Origin of the sequence: Wenxinia marina DSM 24838 (genome assembly GCF_000379485.1) — a bacterium.
In the GTDB taxonomy this organism is placed as follows: Bacteria; Pseudomonadota; Alphaproteobacteria; order Rhodobacterales; family Rhodobacteraceae; genus Wenxinia; species Wenxinia marina.
Window position 1 is genome coordinate 1 of the sequence record NZ_KB902276.1, and the last position, 26174, is coordinate 26174.

Annotated in this window: 31 protein-coding genes and 2 tRNA genes; 25 read left to right on the forward strand and 8 right to left on the reverse strand. The window is 71.1% G+C overall.

The window, feature by feature from the left end:
• Together A37W_RS20530 and A37W_RS0100010 are read left to right on the forward strand one after the other, a co-directional pair.
• Positions 1-270 (forward strand): transposase (locus tag A37W_RS20530; protein ID WP_018300961.1); only part of this gene is annotated, 270 nt, incomplete at its 5' end.
• Positions 271-647: 377 nt separating this feature from the next.
• Positions 648-1157: a MarR family winged helix-turn-helix transcriptional regulator gene (locus A37W_RS0100010; RefSeq protein WP_018300962.1), complete on the forward strand. Its 510-nt coding sequence runs from the start codon at positions 648-650 to the stop codon at positions 1155-1157.
• Positions 1158-1412: 255 nt separating this feature from the next.
• Here the strand turns inward: A37W_RS0100010 and A37W_RS0100015 are convergent, their stop codons facing one another.
• From A37W_RS0100015 to A37W_RS0100035, 5 genes are all read right to left on the reverse strand, one after another.
• Entirely contained in the window at positions 1413-2183 is a 771-nt protein-coding gene (locus A37W_RS0100015; RefSeq protein WP_018300963.1) for a DUF1194 domain-containing protein, read from the reverse strand.
• Entirely contained in the window at positions 2180-2899 is a 720-nt protein-coding gene (locus A37W_RS0100020) for a DUF1194 domain-containing protein (protein WP_018300964.1), read from the reverse strand. Before A37W_RS0100020 ends, A37W_RS0100015 begins: the two co-directional genes overlap by 4 nt.
• Positions 2896-3324, reverse strand: coding sequence for a VOC family protein (locus A37W_RS0100025; protein WP_018300965.1), 429 nt, complete (start codon positions 3322-3324; stop codon positions 2896-2898). The genes A37W_RS0100020 and A37W_RS0100025 overlap by 4 nt, the downstream gene beginning before the upstream one ends.
• Positions 3325-3387: 63 nt before the next feature.
• Positions 3388-4791, reverse strand: coding sequence for a porin family protein (locus A37W_RS0100030; RefSeq protein ID WP_047772228.1), 1404 nt, complete (start codon positions 4789-4791; stop codon positions 3388-3390).
• 5 nt (positions 4792-4796) lie between these two features.
• Positions 4797-5855, reverse strand: coding sequence for a hypothetical protein (locus A37W_RS0100035; RefSeq protein ID WP_018300967.1), 1059 nt, complete (start codon positions 5853-5855; stop codon positions 4797-4799).
• Between the two features lie 191 nt (positions 5856-6046).
• On the opposite strand from A37W_RS0100035, the gene thyX reads away from it, so the two are divergent.
• Positions 6047-6967: an FAD-dependent thymidylate synthase gene (thyX, locus tag A37W_RS0100040; RefSeq protein WP_018300968.1), complete on the forward strand. Its 921-nt coding sequence runs from the start codon at positions 6047-6049 to the stop codon at positions 6965-6967.
• A 112-nt stretch (positions 6968-7079) separates the two neighbouring features.
• Here the strand turns inward: thyX and A37W_RS24090 are convergent, their stop codons facing one another.
• Positions 7080-7229: a helix-turn-helix transcriptional regulator gene (locus tag A37W_RS24090; protein WP_188754169.1), complete on the reverse strand. Its 150-nt coding sequence runs from the start codon at positions 7227-7229 to the stop codon at positions 7080-7082.
• Positions 7230-7437: 208 nt separating this feature from the next.
• On the opposite strand from A37W_RS24090, the gene A37W_RS0100050 reads away from it, so the two are divergent.
• The 6 genes from A37W_RS0100050 (at position 7438) to A37W_RS0100075 (ending at position 13893) form a co-directional block, all read left to right on the forward strand.
• Positions 7438-8484: a LacI family DNA-binding transcriptional regulator gene (locus tag A37W_RS0100050; protein ID WP_018300970.1), complete on the forward strand. Its 1047-nt coding sequence runs from the start codon at positions 7438-7440 to the stop codon at positions 8482-8484.
• A 32-nt stretch (positions 8485-8516) separates the two neighbouring features.
• Positions 8517-9782, forward strand: coding sequence for an ABC transporter substrate-binding protein (locus A37W_RS0100055; RefSeq protein ID WP_018300971.1), 1266 nt, complete (start codon positions 8517-8519; stop codon positions 9780-9782).
• An 88-nt stretch (positions 9783-9870) separates the two neighbouring features.
• Complete coding sequence (locus A37W_RS0100060) at positions 9871-10938, forward strand: carbohydrate ABC transporter permease (RefSeq protein WP_018300972.1); 1068 nt, start codon at positions 9871-9873, stop codon at positions 10936-10938.
• Position 10939: 1 nt separating this feature from the next.
• Positions 10940-11818, forward strand: a complete 879-nt coding sequence (locus tag A37W_RS0100065) for a carbohydrate ABC transporter permease (protein WP_018300973.1) — start codon at positions 10940-10942, stop codon at positions 11816-11818.
• Positions 11819-11824: 6 nt separating this feature from the next.
• The gene (locus tag A37W_RS0100070) at positions 11825-12817 is read left to right on the forward strand and encodes a glycoside hydrolase family protein (protein ID WP_018300974.1); all 993 of its coding nucleotides are present in this window, start codon (positions 11825-11827) and stop codon (positions 12815-12817) included.
• Between the two features lie 5 nt (positions 12818-12822).
• The gene (locus A37W_RS0100075; RefSeq protein WP_018300975.1) at positions 12823-13893 is read left to right on the forward strand and encodes an ABC transporter ATP-binding protein; all 1071 of its coding nucleotides are present in this window, start codon (positions 12823-12825) and stop codon (positions 13891-13893) included.
• A 142-nt stretch (positions 13894-14035) separates the two neighbouring features.
• Here A37W_RS0100075 and A37W_RS0100080 read toward each other — a convergent pair.
• Positions 14036-14110 (reverse strand) — tRNA-Thr (locus tag A37W_RS0100080).
• Between the two features lie 121 nt (positions 14111-14231).
• Here A37W_RS0100080 and A37W_RS23970 point away from each other — a divergent pair.
• From A37W_RS23970 to A37W_RS20550, 11 genes are all read left to right on the forward strand, one after another.
• On the forward strand, positions 14232-14402 hold the full coding sequence (locus A37W_RS23970; protein ID WP_018300976.1) for a hypothetical protein: 171 nt from the start codon (positions 14232-14234) through the stop codon (positions 14400-14402).
• A 3-nt stretch (positions 14403-14405) separates the two neighbouring features.
• Complete coding sequence (gene murA, locus A37W_RS0100090; RefSeq protein ID WP_018300977.1) at positions 14406-15674, forward strand: UDP-N-acetylglucosamine 1-carboxyvinyltransferase; 1269 nt, start codon at positions 14406-14408, stop codon at positions 15672-15674.
• Entirely contained in the window at positions 15671-16153 is a 483-nt protein-coding gene (locus A37W_RS0100095; RefSeq protein ID WP_018300978.1) for a DUF2948 family protein, read from the forward strand. Before murA ends, A37W_RS0100095 begins: the two co-directional genes overlap by 4 nt.
• Positions 16146-16643, forward strand: coding sequence for a GNAT family N-acetyltransferase (locus tag A37W_RS20540; protein ID WP_018300979.1), 498 nt, complete (start codon positions 16146-16148; stop codon positions 16641-16643). The genes A37W_RS0100095 and A37W_RS20540 overlap by 8 nt, the downstream gene beginning before the upstream one ends.
• The gene (locus tag A37W_RS20545; RefSeq protein ID WP_018300980.1) at positions 16640-17131 is read left to right on the forward strand and encodes a GNAT family N-acetyltransferase; all 492 of its coding nucleotides are present in this window, start codon (positions 16640-16642) and stop codon (positions 17129-17131) included. The genes A37W_RS20540 and A37W_RS20545 overlap by 4 nt, the downstream gene beginning before the upstream one ends.
• A 318-nt stretch (positions 17132-17449) precedes the next feature.
• Complete coding sequence (hisD, locus tag A37W_RS0100110) at positions 17450-18763, forward strand: histidinol dehydrogenase (protein WP_018300981.1); 1314 nt, start codon at positions 17450-17452, stop codon at positions 18761-18763.
• 112 nt (positions 18764-18875) lie between these two features.
• Positions 18876-19352, forward strand: coding sequence for a UPF0262 family protein (locus tag A37W_RS0100115; protein ID WP_018300982.1), 477 nt, complete (start codon positions 18876-18878; stop codon positions 19350-19352).
• Between the two features lie 31 nt (positions 19353-19383).
• Entirely contained in the window at positions 19384-19848 is a 465-nt protein-coding gene (locus tag A37W_RS0100120; RefSeq protein ID WP_026198200.1) for an arsenate-mycothiol transferase ArsC, read from the forward strand.
• Entirely contained in the window at positions 19841-20242 is a 402-nt protein-coding gene (locus A37W_RS0100125) for a ketosteroid isomerase-related protein (protein WP_040753178.1), read from the forward strand. The genes A37W_RS0100120 and A37W_RS0100125 overlap by 8 nt, the downstream gene beginning before the upstream one ends.
• Positions 20239-20826, forward strand: coding sequence for a GNAT family N-acetyltransferase (locus tag A37W_RS0100130; protein ID WP_018300985.1), 588 nt, complete (start codon positions 20239-20241; stop codon positions 20824-20826). The genes A37W_RS0100125 and A37W_RS0100130 overlap by 4 nt, the downstream gene beginning before the upstream one ends.
• A 2-nt stretch (positions 20827-20828) precedes the next feature.
• The gene (locus tag A37W_RS20550) at positions 20829-21695 is read left to right on the forward strand and encodes a carbon-nitrogen hydrolase family protein (protein ID WP_018300986.1); all 867 of its coding nucleotides are present in this window, start codon (positions 20829-20831) and stop codon (positions 21693-21695) included.
• 60 nt (positions 21696-21755) lie between these two features.
• Here the strand turns inward: A37W_RS20550 and A37W_RS22590 are convergent, their stop codons facing one another.
• A complete protein-coding gene (locus A37W_RS22590) occupies positions 21756-23438 on the reverse strand; it encodes a PRC-barrel domain-containing protein (protein WP_018300987.1) in 1683 nt (560 codons plus the stop codon).
• A gap of 218 nt (positions 23439-23656) precedes the next feature.
• Between A37W_RS22590 and infA the strand changes: the two genes are divergently transcribed.
• From infA to A37W_RS0100165, 5 genes are all read left to right on the forward strand, one after another.
• Positions 23657-23875, forward strand: a complete 219-nt coding sequence (infA, locus tag A37W_RS0100145; RefSeq protein WP_018300988.1) for a translation initiation factor IF-1 — start codon at positions 23657-23659, stop codon at positions 23873-23875.
• The gene (locus A37W_RS0100150; protein ID WP_026198201.1) at positions 23872-24483 is read left to right on the forward strand and encodes a Maf family protein; all 612 of its coding nucleotides are present in this window, start codon (positions 23872-23874) and stop codon (positions 24481-24483) included. The genes infA and A37W_RS0100150 overlap by 4 nt, the downstream gene beginning before the upstream one ends.
• Complete coding sequence (locus A37W_RS0100155) at positions 24480-25511, forward strand: ribonuclease E/G (RefSeq protein ID WP_018300990.1); 1032 nt, start codon at positions 24480-24482, stop codon at positions 25509-25511. Before A37W_RS0100150 ends, A37W_RS0100155 begins: the two co-directional genes overlap by 4 nt.
• Positions 25511-25693, forward strand: coding sequence for a DNA gyrase inhibitor YacG (locus A37W_RS0100160; protein ID WP_018300991.1), 183 nt, complete (start codon positions 25511-25513; stop codon positions 25691-25693). The genes A37W_RS0100155 and A37W_RS0100160 overlap by 1 nt, the downstream gene beginning before the upstream one ends.
• A gap of 103 nt (positions 25694-25796) precedes the next feature.
• Positions 25797-25871: transfer RNA gene (locus A37W_RS0100165), tRNA-Phe, on the forward strand.
• The last annotated feature ends 303 nt before the right edge of the window (positions 25872-26174 follow it).

Genomic DNA, 26174 nt, shown 5'->3' on the forward strand with positions numbered 1-26174 from the left:
CTGGCGGGACTGGCGCCGGTCGCGCGCGACTCCGGGATGCGCAGCCCGCCCCGCAGGATCGCCGGCGGCCGACCGGTGATCCGCTCGCTGCTCTACCTCGCCGGCCTGCAGGCCTCGCGCCGGGACCCTGCCTTCGCCGCCTTCCGCGCCCGCCTCGAGGCCGCCGGAAAGCGTCCCAAGCAGGCCATCATCGCCGTCGCACGCAAGCTCCTCACCGTCCTCAACGCCATGCTCCGCGACGCCAAGGACTACGCGACAGCCAACCCCTGAGGTTACAGTTGCCGGCTCAAGGCCGAGGCGGGCCTTCCGGGCGGGCCCGAACTCCCGCACCTTCAACTCACCCCGCCCGGTATCGGCCGCTTCAGCGCCCGGGCAGCGTCTGGCCGCCCCCCGGCCAGACGCTTCCTCACCCCCTGCGAGCCCCGTCGGTGCGTCTGCCCGCGGCCAGCCGCCGCCCTCCCGTCGCACTTACCCCGCCCCGGGCCTGACCCGGGGCCCCGCGCCACTGGAGCGCGACCACCCGAAAGCTCGGATTTTACAGAACTTTCCGCCGCCTTTGTCGCGAAGCCGGTCCGACTTGACCGAATGTTAGGCCTTTTGCCCGATCCCGATTTCCGCACCGCAACCGACGAAGCAGGGGCCGCAAGATGAGCCTGCACGCGCAGATCGACCGCACCGAGATGTCCGCCTCCGCACGGGGCTTCATGCTCTCGTACCTCGAGACGCTGACGCTGGTGGAACGCCTCCACCGCCTCCTCCTCGACGTCATCAAGGACGAGTTCGAACGCCTCGGCATCCTGGAGCTGAACGCCGTGCAGGCGCTGCTGCTGTTCAACATCGGCGACAACGAAGTCACGGCGGGGGAACTGAAGAGTCGCGGCTACTACCAGGGCTCCAACGTCAGCTACAACCTCAAGAAGCTGGTCGAGATGGGCTACATGCACCACCAGCGGTGCGAGATCGACCGCCGCTCCGTCCGCGTCCGCCTGACCGAGAACGGCCGCCGCATCCGCGACGTGGTCGCCCGCCTGTTCGCCAGCCACGCCGAGGGGCTGATGGAGCGGGGGGTGCTCGACCACGACGGGATCGACCTGATCTGCGGCTCGCTGAAACGGGTGGAGCGGTACTGGACCGACCAGATCCGGTACATCTATTGAGGGCGGTACGGGCGGGCGCCGGATCGCGTCGGCGGGTTTCACCAACCCTAGGGGGGGCCAGGGCTGCCGGCCCAGGCTCACAAGGACCGCATCAGCGGAGGTGCCCCTCCCAAACGGGCCGTCCGCCCGCGCATCGGCGGGATCCGCCCCGCCCGAGTGCCGGACCCCGCGGTCGCCTCGTCGCACGCCGACCCTGCCATCGTCCCGCAGGCGCCGAAGCAGCGTCGCCCGACCGAACCCGACTCCCGCCGTCGCCTACCCCCCGCCGTCTTCCGCCACGTCGGCCCGGCCGATCACCATCGACGCGATCTCGCGCAGCAGCTTGCGGCGCATGGCGGCCTCGTAATCATCATAGCCCAGCGCCATCTCGACGAAGGCGCCCGGTCCGCCGGTGACGTTGGCCTCGAAGTACCCCGCGAGCCGCCTTATGTCGTCCGACCGGTCGTCGCCGCCGCCGGGGATCGCGCCGACGACGAGGCCGTTCACCGTCACCCCTTCGGGCAGGAAACGCTCGCGGATGACCGACGGCCGGGTGCCGGTGTTCGACTCGCCATCCCCGGACAGGTCCAGCGTCCGCCTCAGACAGTCTCCCTGGTCGCCGAGCAGCCGGAACCCCGCGGCCATCGCCGCGCCGATCGCGGTCGACAGCTGCGCCGGTTGTCGCTCCGCCCCGCGGATGCGCGCGATGGCGGCGTCGAGCGCGCCGGCGTCGCCGATCTCGGCCCAAGGCAAGATCAGCGACTGGCTCTGCGGCCCTGACCATTCGAACACGGCCAGTCGCACCGGCTGCCCCGGCACGCTCAGCAAGGCCTCGCGCACCTCCTCGGCGCCGAGCGCGTTCGCCAGCCCCTCCACCTGCAGCCGGTATTCGCGCTCGTCGACCGAGCCCGACACGTCGAGGCCGAGGACCAGCGCCTGCCGGCACTCCGCCGCCGCCGGTCCCGCCAGCAGGACGAACAGCCAGGCCAGCGCCGCCCGGGCCAGGGCGACCCTCCTCCCGACCGACCTGATCCCGGCGCACTTCATCCCGGCCCGCCGCCCCGGCCGGCCGCGGGTCCGGCGTCGCCGATGGCGATCGCCGCCAACTCGCGCTCCAGCTTGCGGCGCATCGCGCGCTCGTAATCCCCGTAGCCGCGGGCGACCTGGATGAACGCGCCGGGCCCGCGGATGACCTCGCGCTGGAAGTAGGGGGCGACCGCCGCCTCGGCGCCGAACTCGGCGCCGATCACGACGAGGCCGTTCACCGTCACGCCCTCGAAGTCGAAGGCGTTGTAGGCATCGAGCGGCCCGAACCCCTCGTTGTTGATGCCGTCCCCGGCGACGTCGAGCGTGCGGAACAGGCAGCCCGGCGCCTGGTCCAGCATCACCGCCGCATGGCCCAGCGCCGCGCCGAGGGCCGTCGGCATGTCCGACCGCGACCGCGGCGAGGCGGCGATGATCTCCGCCACCGCCAGCAGGTCCTCCCGCGTCTCGATCAGCTGCCACCCGTCGGTCAGCGGCACCTGGTCCCACCGCCCGGACCATTCGAAGACGTAGAGGGCGACCGGATCGGCCGAGGCGAAGAACGCCGCCTCGATCTCGGGCGCGAGCAGGGCGGAGGCGAGGCCCCGCCGCTGCAGGCCATCCTCCTCGGCATCCACCGAGGAGGACACGTCGAGCGCCAGCGCCAGCGCCAGACGGCACGCCGCGGCCGGATCGGCCGCGACCATTCCGCTGGCGAAGGCGAGGGCGCGCAGGCTCACCAGTGTCCCGTGTTCTCCATCGACGCCCACGGCTCGGCCGGCGCCTTGGCGTCGCCTTCCTGCAGCAGCTCGATCGAGATGTTGTCGGGCGACCGGACGAAGGCCATGTGGCCGTCGCGCGGCGGGCGGTTGATCGTCACGCCGTTGTCCATCAGGTGCTGGCAGGTGGCATAGATGTCGTCCACCCGGTAGGCGAGGTGGCCGAAGTGCCGGCTGTCCGAGGGCAGCCCCTCGTCGCCGTCCCAGTTCCAGGTCAGTTCCACCGGGCATTCCTCCTGCCCCGGAGGCGCCATGAAGACGAGGGTGAAGCGCCCCTTGTCGTTGTCGATGCGGCGCTTCTCCTGCAGGCCGAGCAGCTCGTAGAACTTCATCGAGGCGTCGAGGTCCTTCACCCGGACCATGGTGTGCAGATAGCGCAGGGGCATGGGGTCGTCTCCTTCGTGCGTCAGGTCGGGCGGAAGCCTAGCACGCCGGCCCGCCGCGGCCACTCAGAAGGCGGAGCGCACCTCGACGCCGAGGCCGACGCTGCTGGTCTCGAACCGGCTGACGTTGCTGTCGGTCGCCGCGCCGTCCAGCGAGACGACGGGCACGAAGCCGGCCCAGGACCAGTCGACCAGCGCCGCCTCGATCCGGCCCGACAGCCGCCGGTCGTCCCGGCCGACGCGCACGAAGCCGACGACGCGCGGGTCGAAGATCGTGTAGTCGGGATAGTCGGTGACGGCGTAGGTCGCCGACAGCGTCACCAGCGCCGGCCCCACCTGCTGCGGCAGCCGGTGTCCGAGCCCGAAGCTCAGCGTGGTGGCTCGGGCGTTGGCGTTCTCCGACTCCAGCTGCTCGGCCCCCAGGGTGACCGAGGTCACGCCGCCGCTCCAGCCCTGCTGCCAGGTCGCCGTCAGGGCATCGAGGCGCTCGCGCGTGTCCAGTTCGGGCCGGTCGCGCCATTCGGTCCCCACCGACAGCCGCAGGATGCGCTCCTCGCCCAGCGGCCGCGCCCAGTCGGCGTCGAGGGCGAGGAAGTCGTAGCCGACGTCGCCGGCCGTCCAGGACCGTCCCAGCGTCGCCGAGAGGCCAAGCGCGCCGCCCCCGAGGGCGCGGTCGTGCGACAGGCCGATGGCGGCCCGGGCGGAGCCGAAGTCCTCGGCGTCCAGCGGCTCTTCCCACGGCAGCGCGCCGTCCTGAAGCGCCCGCTCGGACTCCTCGGACAGCCAGACGCGGCGGGTGGAGAGGTCCAGCCGCAGGAGGGTGCGCTGCGTCGGCGACTCCGACAGCCGGTAGGCGAGGGCGACCGATCCCGTGCCGACCCAGCCGGACAGCGCCTGCGCCCCCGCACTCAGCCCGCCCAGCACCTCGCCATCGACGACGTAGTCGGGCGTGGTGGATCCGTTGTTCACGTTGTCGGACGGCGCGACGCCGAACCGCAGCTCCACCGACAGGGGCGATTGCCGCCGCACGGAGGCGGCGTCCCGGATCGTCTGCGCCTCGGCTGCGGCATCCGGCGCGACCGTCAGCGCGCGCCGCAGCCAGATCTGCGACAGCAGGAACCGCTCCTCCCGCGCCGCGGCGAAGGCGGCGAGCCGGGCCGCCCGGTAGCGTGCCGCGCGCGGGAGGCGGCCGTCCCGGTAGAGCGCCGCCGCAGCCTGCCGCGCCGCCGCCTCGTCGCCGGAGGACAGCGCCGCCTCGGCGACGATGGTGAGGGCGTCCGGATCCGACGGATCCCGGGCGAGCAGGCCCTCGGCATAGCGCCGCGCGTCGCCCGCCGCGCCCGCCTCCAGCGCCGCGCGCGCGAGCCCGAGCAACTGCGCCGGGGTCACCTCCACCTGCGCGGCTGCGGTCCCGCCACAGAGGGCGAGACCGACAGCCGCGGCGCCGATCAGGCAGCCGGGGCGGGGCACCGCGCTCAGTTCGTCGCGCCGCGGTACAGGATGAAGCCGCCGGTCTCCTGTGCCGTCACGCCGTCGTACCGGGGATCGTCGGACTCCAGCACGACGATACCGACCAGCTCGCCCCCGTCGCCCGCCGTCGTGTCGCCGGCGAGGATGCCGTAGTAGGTGCCTTCCTCGTAGGTCTCGAGCGCGCCTGTCTCGCTCAATACGTTGCTCGACAGGGTGCCGCTGATCTCGCCCGCCTCGGTCAGTCCGCCGCCGCCGCCCGCCTCGATGTTGAACAGGACGTCCGGCAGGACCAGCTGGTCCTCGCCGCCGAGGGGGACCGTCCCGCCCACCTCGTCGAAGGCCACCCGGTTGAAGATCCGTCCCTGCACGGCGTCGTTCGTGTTGAAATCGTCGAAGTCGATGGCGACCTGCATGTCCGCCCGGGTGAACTCCAGCCCGCCGCGGGCGTCGAACACCCGCATCCCCGCGTAGTCGCCCGAGAACACCGCCTGGCCGCTGTCGGGCAGCACGACCGCGCCGTTGCGTTCGTACACGAAGCCACCGAAGCCGTAGTTGACGTAGCCGCCCGTCCGCACGATGGCGAAGGCGGTCCGCGCCTCGCCGTCGACCTGGTTGTCGCTGACGCCGTAGAGGGCGCGGTAGGGGACGATCTGGCCGATCGGCTCGCCGGTCAGCGTGTCCTCGGCCTGCACGTCCGCCTCGAAGACGGCGTAGCCGCCGAGCGAGCCGACCTCGGTGCCCCGCTGGTAGACGTTCGCCCCGTCGAAGCCGAGGCCGTCCACGACGAACGTGTCGCTGCCGGGCTGGTAGGCCACGGAATCGACGTAGCCACCGCCGGTGTCGCCCCCGGCCTCGCTTCGCGTCAGTCCGCCGTCGGGCTCGGGCTCGGTCGCCCCGGGCGGCAGCACCGTGCCGGTATCGAGGATGTCGTTCGGGGTCTCGGGATCGGTCGGGTCCGTCGGCTCGGTCGGCTCGGCGGGCTCCTCGTCGTCGAAGAACGGCTGCCCGTCGCCGCAGCCGGACAGGATCGCCAGGACCGACGCCGCGAGGAGAAATCTGTGCATGGGGTGCTGCCTCGATTTGTGCTTGGGCGCACCCTACCGGCCGCCGGGTCCGTCCTGTCAACGTCCCGGGCGCGCTCCCCCTTGGTTGCACCTCGGCCCTGTCGCGCACGCGCCACGGACCGTAGGCGTTTCCGCGCCGGATGCCGCAAGATATGGTAGGCTCCGACTCACGCGCCCCAAGGAGAGCCGCCATGCCCCTCAGCCCCGACCAGCAGGCCGAGATCGACTCCCTCCGCGCCCAGCCGCGCCAGACGCTGCGGGCAGTCAGCGAGGGGATGGAGGCGCATCTCTACAAGGCCGTCCCCGTCCTCGACCACGGCTTCGTCCGGGTGATCGACTACATGGGCGACGACGCCGCGATCTGCCAGGCGGCGCGTGTCAGCTACGGCCGCGGCACCAAGAGCGTGCAGAACGACGAGGGGCTGATCCGCTACCTCATGCGGCACTGGCACTCGACCCCGTTCGAGATGTGCGAGGTCAAGCTGCACGTGAAGCTGCCGGTCTTCGTCGCCCGCCAGTGGATCCGCCACCGCACCGCCAACGTGAACGAGTATTCCGCCCGCTACTCCATCCTCGACCGCGAGTTCTACATCCCCCAGCCGGACGCGCTGGCCGCCCAGTCCGTCATCAACAACCAGGGGAGGGGCGAGGCGCTGTCGGGGGAGGAGGCCGCGCGGGTGCTGGAGTGGCTGAAAGCCGACGCCGGCCGCGCCTACGACCACTACGAGGCGATGATCGGCGACACCGCCCCCGACGGCTCCGCCCAGGCCGGCCTCGCGCGGGAGCTCGCCCGGATGAACCTGCCGGCGAACATCTATACGCAATGGTACTGGAAGGTGGACCTGCACAACCTGTTCCATTTCCTCAGGCTGCGCGCCGACGCCCACGCCCAGTACGAGATCCGCGTCTACGCCGACGCCATCTGCGAGATGGTGAAGGACTGGGTGCCGGCGGCCTATGCGGCGTTCGAGGACTACCGGATGGGCGGGGTGACCCTGTCGGCGACGGGGGTGGCGTGTTTGCGGCGCATGCTGGCGGGGGAAGCGGTGACGCAGGAGACCAGCGGCATGAGCAAGGGGGAATGGCGGGAGTTCGAGGGGGTCTGGGGGTGAGCCGGCTAGGCGATCTTGTTGGTTCGCCTTTATTTCGGATGCCTTTTGCCAGGGGGCGATCTAGGTAGGGTGGGTGAAACCCACCGCCGCGCCCCGGTGGGTTTCACCCACCCTACAGGCCCGCGTAGGCGTCCCGCGCCACCTCCAGCTCCCACGCCTTCTGCTGGGTCATCAAGAACTCCGTCGTCGTTAGCCGGGCGGCCGCGAGGCGCAGGGCGGTGTCGCCGGTGATGCCACGGCGGCCGCGGACGATCCCGCTCACGCGCTTCGGCGGCACGCCAATGCGGCGGGCGGGGCCGGCTGGCATGACACATGAACCCCGCCCAGCGCGCCCCGTCCGGACCCCCTCGCGCCATCCCGATTGACCGCCGACATTGACACGCCCCGTCTGCGGCGTGTAGTGACATCGGTGTCATGACATCGGTGTCTCCCCTGCGGGCGGCGCGGTGGCAGGGCGGGGAGGAGGACCGATGGCGACGATCTACGATGTCGCGAAGGCCGCCGGCGTCTCGCCGAAGACGGTGTCCCGCGTGCTCAACGACGACGCGCCGGTGGGTCGCGACACCCGCAAGGCCGTCCAGGACGCGATGTCCCGCCTCGGCTACGTGCCCTCGAACGCCGCCCGGGTCATGCGGTCCAACAAGTCCGGCCTGATCGGTCTGATCACCGGCGCGATCTCGAACACGCCCGACCACGGCGACCCCAGGGGCCTGCCCGAACTCTACATCGTGCAGGGGGTGCAGGACGTCTTCGGCCGGGAGGCCAAGACGCTGATGATCTCGGACACCGGCGGACATTCCGACCGCGTGCCCTCGCTCGTCTCGACGTTCCGGCAGCACCGGGTCGAGGGGCTGATCTACGTCGCGGACTATCACCGGCAGACCCGCTTCGAGGTGCGTCCGGGCGATCCGCCCGTGGTGCTGGCCAACTGCTACGACACCGTCGGCACGCCCAGCATCCTGCCGGACGACCGCATCTGCCAGCACCGGCTCGTCGCGCGCCTGATCGCGGCGGGACACCGCCGCATCGGCTACCTGACGCTCGGCGCGTCCATGGACGCGACCCGCCTGCGGACCGAAGGCTACCGCGACGCGCACGCCGAGGCGGGCCTGCCGCTCGATCCGGCGATGATCCAGGAGGCCTACCGGGACGACCACGCGCCGATGACCGCCGCGCTCGGCCGGCTGCTGGCGCTGCCGGAGCCGCCCACCGTCATCTGCTGCGGCAACGACGAGATGGCCATGCGCCTCTACGGCCTGCTCCGGACCCGCGGGATCGAGGTGCCGCAGCGCATCTCGATCGCCGGTTTCGACAATTACCGCGCCATCGCGGAGACCCTGTTCCCGCCGCTGACGACGGTCGAGCTGCCCTATCGCGAGATGGGCCGCCAGGCCGCCCGGCGACTTCTGGACATCATCGCCGGGACCGCCCCGGCCGCCACCGACCCCGTCCGCGTGCCCGGGCCGGTCGTCTGGCGGTCCTCGGTGACCGGCGTGGCCGGGGCGGCCGGAACATGAACGACCCGATTCTTAACCCCAGGGAGGATTCCATGAAGACGATCAACAGGATCACGGCCGGAGCGTTCGTCGCCTACGCCGCCACGACAGGCGCCGCGATGGCGCAGACCGACGTCAGCATGTGGTACCACGGCGCCGGCAACGAGGTGGAAAGCAACATCCTCAACGGCATCATCGACGACTTCAACGCCTCGCAGGGCGACTGGAGCGTGACCGTCGAGAGCTTCCCCCAGCAGAGCTACAACGACAGCGTCGTCGCCGCGGCGCTCGCCGGCAACCTGCCGTGCATCCTCGACGTCGACGGGCCGATCATGCCGAACTGGGCCTGGTCGGGCTACATGCAGCCGCTCGACATCGACGAGAGCCTGGTCGAGGACTTCCTGCCCGGCACGCTCGGCATGTGGGACGACGAGCTCTACTCCGTGGGCCTATGGGACGCCGCCGTGGCGCTCTACACCCGCGAGTCCACGCTGGAGGATCTGGGCCTGCGCCGCCCGACCCTCGAGGAGCCGTGGACCGGCGAGGAGTTCATGGCCGCGCTCGAGGCGGCCAAGGCCAGCGGCGACTACGACTACGCCCTCGATCTGGGGATGAACGACCAGGGCGAGTGGTATCCCTACGCCTTCCTGCCGTTCCTGTGGTCCCACGGGGGCAGCCTCGTCGACCGCGACAGCTATACCACGGCCGAGGGCGCGCTGAACGGCGACGCGGCGCTCGCGTTCGGCGAATGGTGGGCCTCGCTCTTCGAGGAGGGCTACGCGCCCGGCACCTCGGAGGATCCGGCGGACCAGCAGACCGGCTTCATCGACGGCAGCTTCGCGTTCCAGTGGAACGGCAACTGGCGCGCGGTGGCGACGATGGCCGAGGTCGACGACGTGGTCTTCCTTCCGGCGCCCGACTTCGGGGCCGGCAACTACATCGGCGGCGGCTCCTGGCAGTTCGGCATCTCGGCCAGCTGCGAGCATCCCGAGGGCGCGAACGCCTTCATCGAGTTCGCGATCCAGGACGAGTATCTCGCGGCCTTCTCCGACGGCATCGGCCTGATCCCCTCCACGCCCTCCGCGGCGCAGATGACCGAGAACTACGCCGAGGGCGGTCCCCTCGCGAGCTTCTTCGACCTGTCCGCCGATCAGGCCCGGCTGCGTCCGGTGACCCCGGGCTACGTGGTGCAGTCCAAGGTCTTCACCAGCGCGCTGGCGGACATCGCCAACGGCGCCGACCCGGCCGACACGCTCGACGCCGCGGTCGACGAGATCGACAGCGACATCGAAGCCAACCAGGGCTACGGCCACGAGTGACGCCGGTCGCGGGTCCCCGGCCGCGCGCCGGGGACCCGCCCTCTCCGCGTCCGCGACGGACGCCTCACTGCTTCGGGACGGGCAAGACATGGCCACCAGGCTGACCCAATCCAACCGGGCCGGATGGCTCTTCGCGCTGCCGGGCTTCGGCCTGATCGCGGTGTTCATCATCCTGCCGTTCTTCTTCGCCTTCTGGCTGTCCCTGACGAACCAGCGGCTGATCTCGCCCAACCCGACCGAATTCGTGGGCCTGCAGAACTACGCCGACATGCTGAGCCTCGCCGTCGTCACCCTGGAGCCGGAGCGCGACGCGGACGGCGCCGTGATCCGGGACGAGACCGGCGCCCCCGAATATCCCCGCGTCCGGTCGATCACCCGGTCCGACGCGTTCCCGCAGTACGACGGCATGCGCGAGTGGTTCCGCTGGCAGTCCGGCGAGACGGCGCGGGTGGTCATCGCGTCCGACGTCGTGTTCTGGAAGGCGCTGACCAACACGCTGCTCTTCGTCCTCATCGTGGCCCCGACCCAGGCGGCGCTGGCCCTGGGGCTGGCCCTGCTGATCAACCAGCGGCTGAGGGGAATCAACGTCTTCCGCGCGATCTACTTCATGCCCGTGGTCGTCTCGATCGTCATCGTCTCGCTGCTGTGGCGGTTCATCTACGACGGGCAGGACGGTCTGCTGAACACGGTCCTCGGCTTCCTCACCTTCGGCGCGTTCGAGGGGCACGACTGGCTGGGTGATCCCGACACCGCGCTCGGATCCATCATGGCGATGTCGATCTGGCAGGCGGTCGGGTTCCACATGGTGATCTGGCTGGCCGGACTGCAGACCATCTCGCCCACGCTGTACGAGGCCGCCGCGATCGAGGGCTCGTCCAAGTGGCAGACCTTCCGGTACGTGACGTGGCCCGGCCTGCGCAACACCGCCGTCCTGATCCTGATCGTCATCACGATGCAGTCCTTCGCGCTGTTCGCCCAGATCGACGTGATGACGAACGGCGGCCCGCTGGATTCGACCCAGACCATGGTGTTCCAGGCGGTCGAGCGCGGCTACGGCAAGCAGGACATCTCGGGCGGGTCCACGATCTCGGTCGTCCTGTTCCTCCTGGTGCTGACGATCTCGCTCGTTCAGCGCTACCTGACGCGGGAGCGCTGAGATGGCCGCCATTTCCCCCGACAATCGCGGCCTGCGGCTCGCCGTGCGGTACCTCGTCCTCGTTCTCGTCGCGCTGATCTTCGTGCTGCCGCTGCTCTTCATGGTGATGTCGAGCTTCAAGCCCGACCAGCAGCTGCTGGCCGACACATCCTCGATCCGGGCGTTCCTGCCGGTCGGCGACGTCAGCCTCGGCAATTACGCCGAGGCGTTCCAGCGGGCCCCGGTCCGGCTGTTCGTCTTCAACTCGGTCCTCGTCACCGGTGTCACGGTCGTGCTGAGCCTGGCGATCTGCTCGCTCGCCGCGTTCTCGTTCGTGTTCCTGCAGTGGCGCGGGCGGGGGCTGGTCCTGTCGATCATCCTGGCCACGCTCATCGTGCCGTTCGAGACGATCGCCATTCCCCTGCTGCTGATCGTGAGCAAGCTGCCCTGGATCGGCCTCGACGGCGTGGAATGGACCTGGCTGAACACCTACCGGGTGCAGATCATCCCCTGGATCGCCGACGGACTGACGGTTTTTCTCTTCGTGCAGTATTTCAAGGATCTTCCCGGCGAGCTCGTCGAGGCGAGCCGGGTCGAGGGGGCGTCCTGGTTCCAGATCTACTGGCGCGTGATCCTGCCGCTCTCGGGGCCGGTGGTCGCCACGGCGGCGATCCTGAAGTTCCTCGTGATGTACAACCAGTACCTCTGGCCGCTCATCGTGGTCCAGCAGGAGCAGTACCGGCCGGTGATGGTGGGGCTGCAGTACTTCTTCCAGCTGAACGTCGCCTGGGGCGAGGTCATGGCGTACCTGACGATGATCACGGTCCCGGTGCTGGCCTTCTACCTCGTCCTGCAACGCGCATTCATCGCCTCCATCGCCTCGACCGGCGTGAAAGGATAAGCCGACATGACACTCGCTCTCGAACGGGACTGGATCTGGGATTCGTGGTACGCCCGCGACGGCGACCTGTGGCACTGCTATTTCCTCAAGGCCCCGAAGTCGCTCATCAATCCCGACCTGCGGCACTTCAACGTCACGCAGGGACATGCCACGTCCGGCGACCTCGTGACGTGGGACCACCACGGCACCTGCTTCGCGCCGTCGGGCGGGCCCGCCTGGGACGACTTCACGACCTGGACCGGCTCGGTCGTGCGGGGGGACGATGACCGCTGGCACCTGTTCTATACCGGCACCCGGAAGCAGGAGGAGGGGCTGTACCAGCGCATCGGTCACGCGGTCTCGGACGATCTCCACGAATGGACCCGCGTCGGCGACGGCCTCTGCCTCGATCTGGTCGGACCCAACGCCGGCGCGTACGAGGCCGACCTCATGCGCGGGTTCTGGCACGACCGGGCCATGCGCGACCCCTGGGTCATGCGCGACCCGGAGGGCGACGGCTGGCTGATGTACTTCACGGCGCGGGCGCCGGGCATCCCCGAGGCCAACGCCGGCGGCGCCATCGGTTTCGCGACCTCGCCCGACCTGATGACATGGAATCTGCAGCCGCCGGTCTTCGTCGGGGGCTTCGGGCAGCTCGAGGTGCCCCAGGTCCTGCAGATCGACGGACGCTGGTACTGCCTCTTCTGCACCTCGGCCGAGCACTTCTCCAGGGACGCCGCCGAGTCCCTGCAGACCGGGCCCCTGACGGGGACGCACTACCTGATCGGCGAGGGTCCGCGCGGGCCGTGGCGGGTTGCGCCCGGCTTCCTCGACGGCGCGCTTCCCTGCCGGCGGTACGCGGCGCGCCTGCTGCAGACGGACGACGGCCTGCGGATCATGGGGTTCGCCGACCATCCGGACGGCACCCACTTCGTCGGCGAGATCATGGACCCCGAACCGGTGACCGTCACCGCGGACGGCCTGCTTCAGGTCGTCGGCCAGCGCCACGCAGCGGAGTAGGCATCATGGCGAACGTGAACCTGAGCAACGTCACCAAGCGCTTCGGCGCCGTCGACGTGATCAAGGGCGTCGACATCGACATCGACGACGGGGAGTTCACCGTCTTCGTCGGCCCGTCGGGCTGCGGCAAGTCCACCCTCCTGCGGATGGTCGCGGGGCTCGAGGACATCACGTCGGGAGAGCTGCGGATCGGCGGCAGGGTGGTGAACGACCTGCAACCCAAGGAGCGGGGCGTCGGAATGGTCTTCCAGTCCTACGCGATCTTCCCGCACATGACGGTCCGCGAGAACATCGGGTTCGGCCTGACGATCGCCCGGGCGGGCAAGGCGGAGAAGAATGCCAAGGTCGAGGAGGCGGCGCGGATCCTGCAGATGGAAAACCTGCTCGACCGCCGTCCCTCGCAGCTGTCCGGCGGCCAGCGCCAGCGCGTCGCCATCGGTCGGGCCATCGTGCGCAATCCGTCGGTCTTCCTCTTCGACGAGCCGCTGTCGAACCTCGACGCGGCGCTGCGGATGGATATGCGGATGGAGATCGGCAAGCTGCACAAGCAGCTCGGCGCGACGATGATCTACGTGACCCACGACCAGGTCGAGGCGATGACCCTCGCCGACAAGATCGTGGTGCTGAAGGAAGGGCGCGTGATGCAGGTCGGCGCGCCGATGGATCTGTACCACAGGCCCGCGAACCTGTTCGTGGCCGGGTTCCTGGGCGCGCCGTCGATGAACTTTCTCGACGTCGAGGTGATCGACGTGAACGGCGACGAGGCGCGCGTGGGCAACGCCGCGCTGGACCCGATCGTGGTCCGGACCGCGGGACGCGCCATCGCCAAGGGCTCGAAGGCGGTCCTCGGCGTGCGGCCGCAGTACCTCGCCCCGGTGGAGCCGGGTGCGGGGATGCTGCACGGAAAGGTGCGCATCGCGGAGCGGCTGGGGTCCGAGACGGTCGTGGACCTCGCCCTGCGCGACGGCACGCCGCTGATCGCGGCGTTCGGCGAGGACAAGGTGTTCGAGGACGGCCAGCCCGTCGACCTGCGGTTCGACGGCGCGTCGGCGCATCTCTTCCCGCGGGAGGCCTGATCCGGTAGCCCGGGTCCGGTTCGCCGCTGGCGACCGCGGAGGCGAGCGCGACTCCATCGCGGGACGATGCGTCCCGCGCCGCGCCTGCCTGCGCGGGAGCGCCATGCGCCAGCGTTGCCGGCCGGGCCATCTTCCGGGAAAATGGTGCTGCGAGAGAGGATTGAACTCTCGACCTCTCCCTTACCAAGGGAGTGCTCTACCACTGAGCTACCGCAGCGCCGATGCCGGGCCTTTTACAATCTCCGCCCCCGAGCGCAAGCCGTTTTCGGCGTCGTCCCGCGGGCCTCCGGGTCGGGTCGCTGGACGCTGCGGGCGCCGCGGGATAAGACCCCGGAGAGATGAGCGGACGCGACGGAGAGACGCCGAAGGCGCAGGGGCGCGAGGCGCGGCTGAAGGCCGCGCTCAAGGCCAACATCGCGCGCCGCAAGGCGCAGGCGCGGGCCCGCGAGGGCGCGGACGACGACGACGCCGACGGCGGGCAGGCGCCGGAGACGGGCAGGAAGGACTAGGGCATGGATTCCATCGTGGTCACGGGCGGTGCGCCGCTGAAGGGAGAGATCCCGATCGCCGGGGCCAAGAACGCCTGCCTCACGCTGATGCCGGCGACGCTGCTGTCGGACGAACCGCTGACGCTGACCAACGCGCCGCGCCTGAGCGACATCGCGACGATGTCGACCCTGCTGCGCTCGCTCGGCGCCGAGGTGTCGGCGCTCGCCGGTGGCAAGGTCATCGCGATGTCCAGCCACGCGCTGACCTCGACCCGCGCCGACTACGACATCGTGCGCAAGATGCGCGCCTCGAACCTCGTCCTCGGCCCGCTGCTGGCGCGCGCCGGCGAGGCGGTGGTCTCGCTGCCCGGCGGCTGCGCCATCGGGGCGCGGCCGATGGACATCCATGTCAGCGCGCTCGAGGCGCTGGGCGCCGAGATCGAGCTGCGCGACGGCTACCTGCACGCCAGGGCGAAAGGCGGGCTCAAGGGGGGGCGGGTCGCGCTGAAGTTCCCCTCGGTCGGCGCGACCGAGAACGTGCTGATGGCGGCGACGCTGGCGAAGGGCACGACGCTGATCGAGAACGCGGCGCGCGAGCCCGAGATCGTGGATCTTGCCACCTGCCTGCGCAGCATGGGCGCGCAGATCGACGGCGACGGCACCAGCCGGATCGAGGTGCAGGGCGTGGACCGCCTGCACGGCGCGACGCACCCGGTCGTCACCGACCGGATCGAGCTCGGCACCTACATGCTCGCCCCCGTGATCGCGGGCGGCGAGGTGGAGTGCCTTGGCGGCCGGCTCGACCTCGTCGCCGCCTTCGCCGAGAAGCTGGACGCCGCCGGCGTGAGCGTCGAGGAGACGGGCCGCGGCCTCAGGGTCGCGCGCCGCAACGGCCGTCCTGCGGCGGTGGACGTGACGACCGAGCCTTTCCCCGGCTTTCCCACCGACCTGCAGGCGCAGATGATGGCGATGCTCTGCACCGCCGAGGGGACCAGCGTGCTGGAGGAGCGGATATTCGAGAACCGCTTCATGCACGCGCCGGAACTGACGCGCATGGGCGCGAACATCGAGGTGCAGGGCGGACATGCGACGGTGCGGGGCGTCACCCGGCTGAAGGGGGCGCCGGTGATGGCGACGGATCTGCGCGCCAGCGTGTCGCTGATCCTCGCGGGGCTCGCCGCCGAGGGCGAGACGGTGGTAAACCGGGTCTACCACCTCGACCGCGGCTACGAGCATGTCGAGGACAAGCTGTCGGCCGTGGGCGCGCGGATCGAGCGGGTGGCCGGCCGATGACCGAGGATGCCCGCTTCGAGGATGCCGGCGACCGGCCGCTGCGGCTGAAGGCGCTCGACGCCGAGGATCTCACGGTGATCGCGGCGCTGGTGCAGGACGCGGTGCTGGTCGCGTCCGACATGGTCTGGCAGCCGGGCAAACGGCGCTTCGCGGTGCTGCTCAACCGCTTCCGCTGGGAGGATGCCGAGCGCGCGTCCCGCCGCGGCGGCGGGTGGGAGCGGGTGCGTTCGGTCCTGGCGGTCGAGGACGTGACCGCGGTCCGCTCGACCGGCGTGCCGCGGGGCGACGCGGACACCGTCCTTTCGGTCCTGTCGATCGGCTTCGCGCCGGGCGAGGACGGGCAGGGGACGCTGACCCTGGCGCTCGCCGGGGACGGCGAGGTGGCGATGGACGTCGAGGCGCTGGAGGTGGTGCTGCGCGACGTGACGCGCCCCTACCGCGCCCCGTCGGGCCGGGCACCCAGCCACGACGATGCCTGACATCGCCCGCCTCGGGCCGGAGGACGTGGACGCCTACCGGGCGCTGTTCCTGCGCGGGCTGGACCTGTTTCCCGACGCCTTCCTGCTGACCCGCGGCGAGGCCGAGGCATGGCCCGTCGAGGCGACGCGCGAGCGGCTGGCGGCGGGCTGGATGTTCGGCGCGCGGGACGGCGGCGCGCTGACCGGCGTGATCGGCGGACGGCGGCTGACGCCGGGGCGGCGGGCGCACCGGATGGAGGTGGGGCCGATGCTGGTGATGCCCGAGGCGCAGGGCACCGGCACTGCCGCCGCGCTGGTCGACGCCCTGACGGCGGAGGCGCGGGCGGTGGACGTCCTGCAGCTGGAGCTGGAGGTCGCTTCGGACAATTCGCGCGCCATCGCCTTCTACCGCAAGGTCGGGTTCGAGGAGACGGGCCGCATCGTCCGGTCGGTCCGGACCGAGAGCGGCGGATTCCTCGACGACCTGTCGATGATGCGGAGGCTGGGGTGAAGGTCCGCCCGCTCACCCCCGCCGACGCCGTCGCCTTCCGCTATGTCCGCCTCGAGGCGCTGGAGCGGCACCCGGGCGCCTACGGCTCCACCCTCGCCGACTGGCAGGGGCTGCCGCTGTCGGCCTATGTCCGGCGCATCGAGGACGGGGTGATCTTCGGCCTCTGGACCGACCGGGGGCTGGAGGGGCTGCTGGCCTACGACCGGGACAAGGGCGGCAACGCCCGTCACCGGGCGAGCCTGCACGCGGTCTATGTCCGTGACACGTTGCGCGGGCAGGGCGCGGGCGAGGCGCTGCTCGACGCCGCGGTGGAACGGGCCACCGCCGACGGCGTCCGGCAGCTGGAGCTGACGGTGGCCGAGGACAACGACGGCGCGATCGCCTTCTACGCCCGGCACGGGTTCGAGGAATATGCGCGGCTGCCGCGGGCGCTGTACGTGGACGGCGCGTTCGTGGACGAGATCGCGATGGTGCGGCGGCTGGACTGACGGGCCAGGACGCCGGACGACGCTCGCGCTGCGCGCATCGCCCCGCCCGCCGTCCCGGGGCGGGCGCTCCGGCCGGGAGCGGGGGCGGCGGTGGGAGGTCGGGATCGCTGCCGGGGAAGCGGTTCAGGGGCAGGTGTGCCCTGAACGCGCCTCGACCAGCGTGGTGCGATTCGCCGGAGCGTCAAGGATTCCCGGCTGCGCCGGCGCCTGCGGCGTCCTTGACCCTCCGCCGAATCGCGGCAGACGGCGTGGCGCGGGCGGGGCGCATTGCCGGGGGCCGGGGGGGCGGTTATCTCTGCCGGCCGAAGGAGCGCCGCCATGCCGACATTTCTCGACACGTCCGATCCCGGGTTCGAGGCCGCCTTCGCGCGCCTCCTGACGATGAAGCGTGAGGACAGCCCGGACGTGGACGCGGCGGTGGCGGAGATCATCGCCGACGTGCGCGCCCGGGGCGACGCGGCGCTGGTCGAGCTGACGGCGCGGTTCGACCGGATGGAGCTGACGCCGGACCGGCTGCGGATTGGCGAGGCCGAGATCGACGCGGCCGCGGCCGCCGTGCCGGCGGAGGAGCGTGCGGCGCTGGAGCTCGCCGCGGAGCGGATCCGCGACTATCACGCGCGGCAGATGCCGCAGGACGCGCGCTGGACCGACGCGGCCGGGGCCGAGCTCGGCTGGCGCTGGACGGCGGTCGCGGCGGCGGGGCTCTACGTGCCGGGCGGGCTCGCCTCGTACCCGTCCTCGGTGCTGATGAACGCGGTGCCGGCCAAGGTGGCGGGGGTGGAGCGGCTCGCCGTCGCGGTGCCGACGCCGGGGGGCGCGGTCAATCCGCTGGTGCTGCTGGCCTGTCGGCTGGCGGGCGTGGACGAGGTCTGGCGGGTCGGTGGGGCGCAGGCGATCGCGGCGCTGGCCTGGGGGACGGAGACGATCCCGCCGGTGGACAAGATCACCGGTCCCGGCAACGCCTACGTCGCGGCGGCCAAGCGGCGGGTCTTCGGCAAGGTCGGGATCGACATGATCGCGGGACCGTCGGAGATCCTCGTCATCGCCGACGACAGAGCCGATCCGGACTGGATCGCGCTCGACCTGCTCAGCCAGGCCGAGCACGACGAGAGCGCGCAGGCGATCGTGATCGCGACCGACCCTGCGACGGCGCGGGCGGTGGCGGAGGCGGTGGAGCGGCACCTGCCGGGCCTCGACCGGACCGCGATTGCCGGCGCCTCGTGGCGGGACTTCGGGGCGGTGATCGTGGCGCGCGACCTCGCCGAGGCGGCGGCCCTGTCGGACCGGATCGCGCCGGAGCATCTGGAACTCTGCGTCGCCGACCCCGAGGCGCTGCTGCCCGCCATCCGGCACGCCGGGGCGATCTTCCTCGGCCACTGGACCCCCGAGGCGATCGGCGACTACGTTGGAGGCCCGAACCACGTGCTGCCGACCGCCCGGTCGGCGCGGTTCTCCAGCGGGCTGTCGGTGATGGATTTCCTCAAGCGCACGACCCTGGCGAAGATGACCCCCGCCGCGCTCGCCGCGATCGGGCCGGCGGCGGAGCGGCTCGCGGCGTCCGAAGGGCTGCAGGCGCACGGGGCGTCGGTGACGGCGCGGCTGGGGCGGCTCAACGACGGCGGCGGGCGGTGATCCGGCCGCGCGCCTGCGGCGCATTCTCCCGGTCCCGGGGGGCGTTCCGCCCCTGTCCGCTGACGCGGACTCCCCCCGAGGATACTTGCGGCTCGTTGAGAGGGAGGGCCGGGTGAGCCGGATCGCCGCCATCCATCTCGACGATGCGAACCTGCCGCCGCCGACGCCGGAGATCGAGCAGGAGCGGCGGGTGGCGATCTTCGACCTTCTGGAGGAGAACAGGTTTCTCCTGCCCGGGCGGGACGGGCGGGCGGGGCCGGACGGGCCGTACGACCTGTCGCTGTCGATCCGCGAGCGGCGGCTGGTGGTGGAGGTGAAGACTGCAGAGGGGAATCCGGCGGCGGAGTTCCACCTGTCGCTGGGGCCGTTCCGCCAGGTGGTGAAGGACTATTTCCAGATCTGCGAGAGCTACTTCTCGGCCGTCCGCACCCTGCCGCCGAGCCAGATCGAGACCATCGACATGGCCCGGCGCGGCATCCACGACGAGGGGGCGCGGGTGCTGATCGAGCGGCTGGAGGGCAAGGCAGAGGTGGACGACGGGACCGCGCGGCGGCTGTTCACGCTGATCTGCGTCCTGCACTGGAGATAGGGCGGTGAACGCGTCGGGCAGGGCGGACGGGGTGCGGCCACTGCCGCAATCCGTGCTGTTCTGCTGCGACCACAACTCGGTCCGCTCGCCGATGGCGGAAGGGATCATGAAGAAGTTCTACGGCACCGAGGCCTACATCCAGTCCGCCGGCGTGAAGAACGACCTCGAGATCGACGGCTTCTCCATCGCCGTCTGCGCCGAGATCGGGGTGGAGCTGTCGCGCCACCGCACCCGCAGCTTCGACGAGATGGAGCAGTGGGGGGACGACCTGTCCTCCTTCGACCTCGTCGTCGCGCTGTCGCCGGCGAGCCAGCGGCGGGCGCTGGAACTGACGCGGTATTCCGCGCTGGACATCGAATACTGGCCGATCCTCGACCCGACGGGGATCGGCGAAGGGCGCGAGCAGCGGCTGGCGTCCTACCGCAAGACGCGGGACATGATCGTGGATCGCCTGACCGAGAGGTTCGGGCCGCCGACGGAGGGCAGGGATGACTGACGCGAGGGATGTGCTGGGGCGCTACTTCGAGGCGTTCAACGCAAAGGATACGAACGCCATGCTGGACTGCCTCACCGAGGACGTGGCGCACCACGTGAACGAGGGGCAGGTGCGGACCGGGCGCGACGCCTTCGCCGCGTTCTGCGAGCACATGGCGCGCTGCTACGACGAACGGCTGACCGAGCTGGTCCTGTTCGCGAGCGGGGACGGCACGCGGGGGGCGGCCGAGTTCATGGTGAATGGGACCTACCTGCAGACCGACCCCGGCCTGCCAGAGGCGCGGGGGCAGGGCTACCGCCTGCCGGGCGGATCGTTCTTCGCGCTGCGGGACGGGCGGATCGCACGGGTGACGACCTACTACAACCTCGCCGACTGGACGCGGCAGGTCTCTTGACGCTGCGCGTCGAGACGCTGACCGGGCCGGGGCTGGAGGCGGCGCTGGACGACGTGGCGCGGCTGAGGATCGCGGTGTTCCGCGACTGGCCCTACCTCTACGACGGCGACCCGGGGTACGAGCGGCGCTACCTCGCCGCCTACCGGGACAGCCCGGGCGCGGTCGTCGCCGGGGCGTTCGACGGGGACCGCCTGGTCGGCGCGGCGACGGGCACGCCGATGGAGGACCACGCGGCGGAGTTCGGCGCCGCGCTCGCCGCGACCGGGATCCCGCTGACGGACATCTTCTACTGTGCCGAGAGCGTGCTGCTGCCGGACTATCGGGGGCAGGGCGCCGGACACGCCTTCTTCGACGCGCGCGAGGCTCATGCGCGGGCGCTGGGGCGGCGCTGGGCCGCCTTCTGCGCGGTGGTCCGGCCGGAGGATCATCCGGCGCGCCCGGCCGGGTACCGTCCGCTCGATGGGTTCTGGCGTCGGCGGGGCTATGCGCCGATAGAGGGTGCGATCGCGGGGTATCGCTGGCGCGACCTCGGCGCGCCGGGAGAGACGGCGAAGCGGATGCAGTTCTGGATGAGGGAGCTCTGACCATGCGGATCGCGGCCACGGCCTACCATTGCGAGCGACTGTCCGGCTGGGTGGCGCACGAGACGAAGATGGACGATCTGCTGCGGGCTGCAGCGGCGGACCTCGTCGTGCTGCCGGAATACGCGGCGATGGAGGCGGCGCTGATGGCGGGGCCGGCGACGCTGTCCGAGATCGGGTGGCGCGACCTCGCGGCCGAGCGGGCCGGGGCGTGGGTGGACCAGGCGGTACATGTGGCCGCCTTGCACGGCTGCTGGCTGCTGGCCGGGTCTGGGCCCGTGGAGACGGACCGGGGCGTCGTGAACCGGGCGTGGCTGGTGGGACCCGAAGGGCAGGTGGCGCATCAGGACAAGCTGATCCTCACCCCCTACGAGCGCGAGGTGATGGACATGGTGCCGGGCGAGGATCTGCGCCTGTTCGAGACGCCGCTCGGCCGTGTCGGCGTGCTGATCTGCTACGACTCGGAATTTCCGCTGCTGGCGCGGGCGCTGGTGGAGGCGGGAGCGGACGCGATCCTGGTGCCGTCCTGCACCGACCTGCCCCAGGGCCAGACGCGGGTCCGCGTCTCGGCACGGGCGCGGGCGGTGGAGGGGCAGTGCCTCGTCGTGCAGTCGCCGCTGGTGGGCCGGGTGGAGGGGTGCGAGTTGCTGGAGGTCTCGACCGGCCGGGCAGCCCTTTTCGTGCCGCCCGACCTCGGTCAGCCCGCCGACGGGATCCTCGCGCAGGGAAAGACCGACGTGCCCGGCGCGGTGGTGGCCGAGGTGGACCTTGCCGCCATCGCGCGGGTCAGGACCGAGGGGCAGGTCGGCAACGCCGCTCACTGGCCGGAGCAGGCGCGCATCCTGCGCGTCGAGCGGGTCGTTCCCGGCTGACCCATGCAAGAAGGGGCCGCCCGAAGGCGGCCCCGAAGTCTCGGAGAGAAAGCGGGCCGGTCAGCCGGCCTCTTGCATGTTCTCCAGCTCGTCTTCCGTGTAGTCGACGTAGATCCGGATGTCCGAACCGTCGTCCGACTGCAGGATCGTCAGCTCTTCGAACGGCAGGGCGACGTCCTTCTCGCCGATGCCGAGGAAGCCGCCGACCTCGACGATGATCGCCTCGATGGCACCGTCCTGCGACAGGGTGATGTCGCCGATGTCGCCGATCCGCTCGTCGTTCACGCCGAAGATGCCGCGGTCGAGAAGGGTGTCGGCCTGGATGGTCGAGAAGTCGGCCTGCATGTAGCCCTCGCGCTCGACCATCGGGCCACCGGGGGCCGCGGAGCCGGTCGCTTCGGCCGTTTCCTGACCGGCCTCTTCGGCCATCAGCTCGGCCTCGTCACCGGCCTCGGCGACTTCCTGACCAGCGTCTTCGGCCATGGCTTCGGCTTCGTCACCGGCTTCGGCGACTTCCTGGCCGGCCTCTTCGGTCGCCTGCTCCACGTCCTGCGCGGCGGCGTCGGCGACCTGCTCGGCCTCGTCCGCAGCCTGGTCGGCCTCGGTCGCGGCCGCGTCGGCAGCGGCGACGGCCTCGTCGGTGGCGTCACCTTCCTGCATGTCCTCGTCCGACATGTCCGAGGCCATCTGGGTCTCGTCACCCTCTTCCGTCGCCTGCGCGTCGCCGGCGGCGGCCTGCTGGAAGGTCACGGTGGCGTCGCCCGACTGGACGTACTCCACGCTCGGCTCGCCGCTGGAGGCGAACTGGACGTTCGGCTCGGCGCTCTCGACACGCACGCTCGGCTGCTGCCGCTCGATGCTGACGTTCGCCTGCTGGTCGTCGGCGTCCAGGTAGTTCACGACCGGCTCGTTCTCGGTCTGGGTGACGTTGGCGTCGGCGACCTCGCGGGCCTCGTCCGACGCTTCACCCATCTGGTAGCTCTCGCCGGTGGTGCGGTTGGCGACGTCGAAGCCGCCTTCCTCGCCGTCCTCGACCGCCTGAAGCTCCAGATCGACGCGCGGCTGGGCCTGCGTCACCGTGATCGTCGGCGGCGCCTGGCGGACGTCCACCTGCGGCCGGACGTTCGCGACGTCGACGCTGGGGTCGGGCATCGTGATGATGATCTCGGGCGCGGGCTGCTCGATCCGGATGGTCGGCTGCGGCATGTCGACGGTGATGTTCGCCGCCGCCTGCCGGACCACGATCTCGGCCTGGTTCTCGCGCACGGTCACCTCGGGGGAGGCCGCGCTCACGTCCACTTCGGCGTTGCCGCCCTGGACGTCGACGTTCGGCGGCGTCTGCTCGAGGTAGACGGTGCCGGCGATGGTGGCCTGGTCCTGCAGCGTGACGGTCGCCGTCTCGCTGTCGACCGCGGTCGCCTCGGCCATGTCGGTCTCTTCGCCGGTCGTCTCGACCTCGAGCTCGGCGTCGGCCGACTGGGTCTCGGTCGTGGTGGTCTCGGCGTCGGTCTGGGTGCCCTGCTCCAGCTGCGCGAAGTAGATCTCGCACTGCTCGACGTTGCCGTCGTCAACGGCCGCCTCGACGTCCTCGACGTTGAGCTCGATGCCCTCGAGGCGCCCCTCTTCGATGGCCTGGGCGAGCTGGTTGCAGACTTCGCTCTCGCTGTCCTGCGCGAAGGCGACACCGGCCATCGGCACGGTGAGGGCCGTGGACACCAGCAAATTGCGGATGGTAACGTTCATTTCAGACGTCTCCCTGAAAGTTGAGTAGGCTGACACTTGCCCAACGACAGGGACGCAGCAGCGTTCCCAGATATTTCGCGGAACATGCTGCGGCACGGCCGGTCCCCTGCCTCGGCACGGGGCCGGCCGTCGTTTACATGCTTGAAATCGGGACCGGACGGGGCCATATGCCGTCCCCATCCGCAGATCGTGCGGAACTGGATCATTCTGGAGATCACATGGCCAAGGAAGAACTGCTCGAATTTCCCGGCGTCGTGAAGGAGCTCCTGCCGAACGCGACATTCCGGGTCGAGCTGGAGAACGGCCACGAGATCATCGCGCACACGGCGGGCAAACTTCGCAAGAACCGCATCCGCGTGCTCGCGGGCGACAGGGTGCAGGTCGAGATGACGCCCTACGATCTGACCAAGGGTCGGATCAACTACCGCTTCAGGTGACACCGGCTTCGGCCGGAGTCCCGCGCCTCGTCCTCGGCTCGGCCAGTCCGCGCCGGCGAGAGTTGCTGGCGCAGCTGGGCGTGGTGCCGGACGAGGTGCGCCCCCCCGACATCGACGAGACGCCCGGCGCCGGAGAGGTGCCGCGGGACTACGTCCGCCGCATCGCGCGCGAGAAATCGGCGGCCGTGGTGGCGGGCGAGGGCGACATCGTCCTGTGCGCCGACACCACCGTGGCGCTCGGCCGCCGCATCCTCGGCAAGCCGGCGGACCAGGGCGAGGCGCGGACCTTCCTGTCGGCGCTCTCCGGTCGCCGCCACCGCGTCATCACCGCCGTCGCCGTGCGCCGCGGGGAGCGCGTCTGGGAGCGTGCGGTCGAGACCCGCGTGCAGATGAAGCGACTGTCGGAGGCCGAGATCGCCGGCTACCTCGCCACCGGCGACTGGCAGGGCAAGGCCGGAGCCTACGGCATCCAGGGTCCTGCCGGCGCGCTGATCCCGTGGATATCGGGCTCGTTCACCGCCGTCGTCGGGCTTCCGCTGGCCGAGACGGCGCACCTGCTGACCGCCGCGGGCTACCTTCTCTGGAGCCCGGAGAGGAGAGAGCCATGAAGGGCCGCCGCATCGTCCTCGACCACGTCGCCGGCCGCGAGGCCGCCGCGCTGATGGTCGACGGCCAGCTCGACGACCTGCTGGTCGACGACGACGCCGCGCCGCGCGTCGGCGCGATCTTCCGTGGCATCTGCGACCGGCCGGTGAAGGGGCAGGGGGGCATGTTCCTGCGCCTGCCCGGCGGCGACAGCGCCTATCTCCGCGGCGCCAAGGGCCTGTCGCCGGGCCAGCCGCTGCTCGTGCAGGTCACCGGCATCGCCGAGCCCGGCAAGGCCGTGCCGGTCACCCAGCGCCTCCTGTTCAAGAGCCGCTACGCCATCGTCACCCCCGGCGCCCCCGGCATCAACGTCAGCCGCCGCATCGCGGACGACGACGCCCGCGACCGGCTCCACGGCCTCGGCCACGAGGGGATGGACGGCTCGGACATGGGCCTGATCCTGCGCTCCGCCGCGGAAGCTGCCGAGGCGGGGGAGGTCGCCGAGGACATCGCCGCCATGCGCGCCCTCGCCGAGGCGGTGGAGGGCGACGCGGACGGTCGCGAGCCCGAGGCGCTGACCGAGGGCGACGCGCCGCACGCGCTGGCCTGGCGCGAGTGGGACGCAGGCGACGTGGTGACCGAGCCCGGCGGCTTCGCCCGCGAGGGCGTGCTGGACGAGCTGGATCGCCTGGGCGGCGGCGAGGTGGCGCTGGGCGAGGGGTCGATGGTGGTCGAGGCGACCCGCGCCCTCGTCGCGGTGGACGTGAACACCGGCGCCGACGGCTCGCCCGCCGCCGCGCTGAAGGTGAACCTCGCCGCTGCCCGGATGCTGCCGCGGGCGCTGCGCCTGCGCGGCCTCGGCGGGCAGGTGGTCGTGGACTTCGCGCCGGTGTCCAAGGCGCACCGCAAGCAGGTGGAGCAATCCCTGCGGGCCTCGTTCCGCAACGACCCGATCGAGACGTCCCTCGTCGGCTGGACCGCGATGGGACTCTTCGAGCTGAGCCGCAAGCGCGAGCGCCCGGCGCTCGCCCCGATCCTGGAGGCGCTCTGATGGCCTGTCCCATCTGCGGCCAGCCGGCCGAACCGAAATTCCGCCCCTTCTGCTCCAAGCGCTGCGCCGACGTCGACCTCGCCCGCTGGCTCGGCGGCCGCTACCGCATCCCGACCGACGAGCCGCCGACGGGCGGCCAGACCGACCTTCCGGGCGACGAGGACGACCCCCCGCGCCATTGATCCGGCACCGCCGTCGCGGCAGGCGGAAATCCCGCTGGACACCCCCCTCCGCCTGTCGTAGGAGGCCCGCACCCGACGGCCGGCACACCGGCCCGTCCCCGGCGCCCGGGTAGCTCAGGGGTAGAGCAGTGGATTGAAAATCCTCGTGTCGGTGGTTCGATTCCGCCCCCGGGCACCATCGCTTCCATACCAAGCGAGTCATGCATGCTGCGGCTGGTCTGGTCGGGGGGTGTCGGACTACCCCCATCGAGCCGAAAAAGCGCTTCGATATCACCGGCCAACTCGACGTCTCGTCCTTGCGGATCGTTCGGCGGATAGATGACAACCTCATCGACAAGGTCGCGGATCGCGCACATGACTTCGCGCGCATATGCGTAGTTGTCTTCAGTCGTGGCTGAAAGAAGGTTCGCGACTGCCGAACGATACCTCTCGAGGGCATCTTCAGGATCGAACTTTGTCGGCTCGGGCGCTTGGCTCAGCT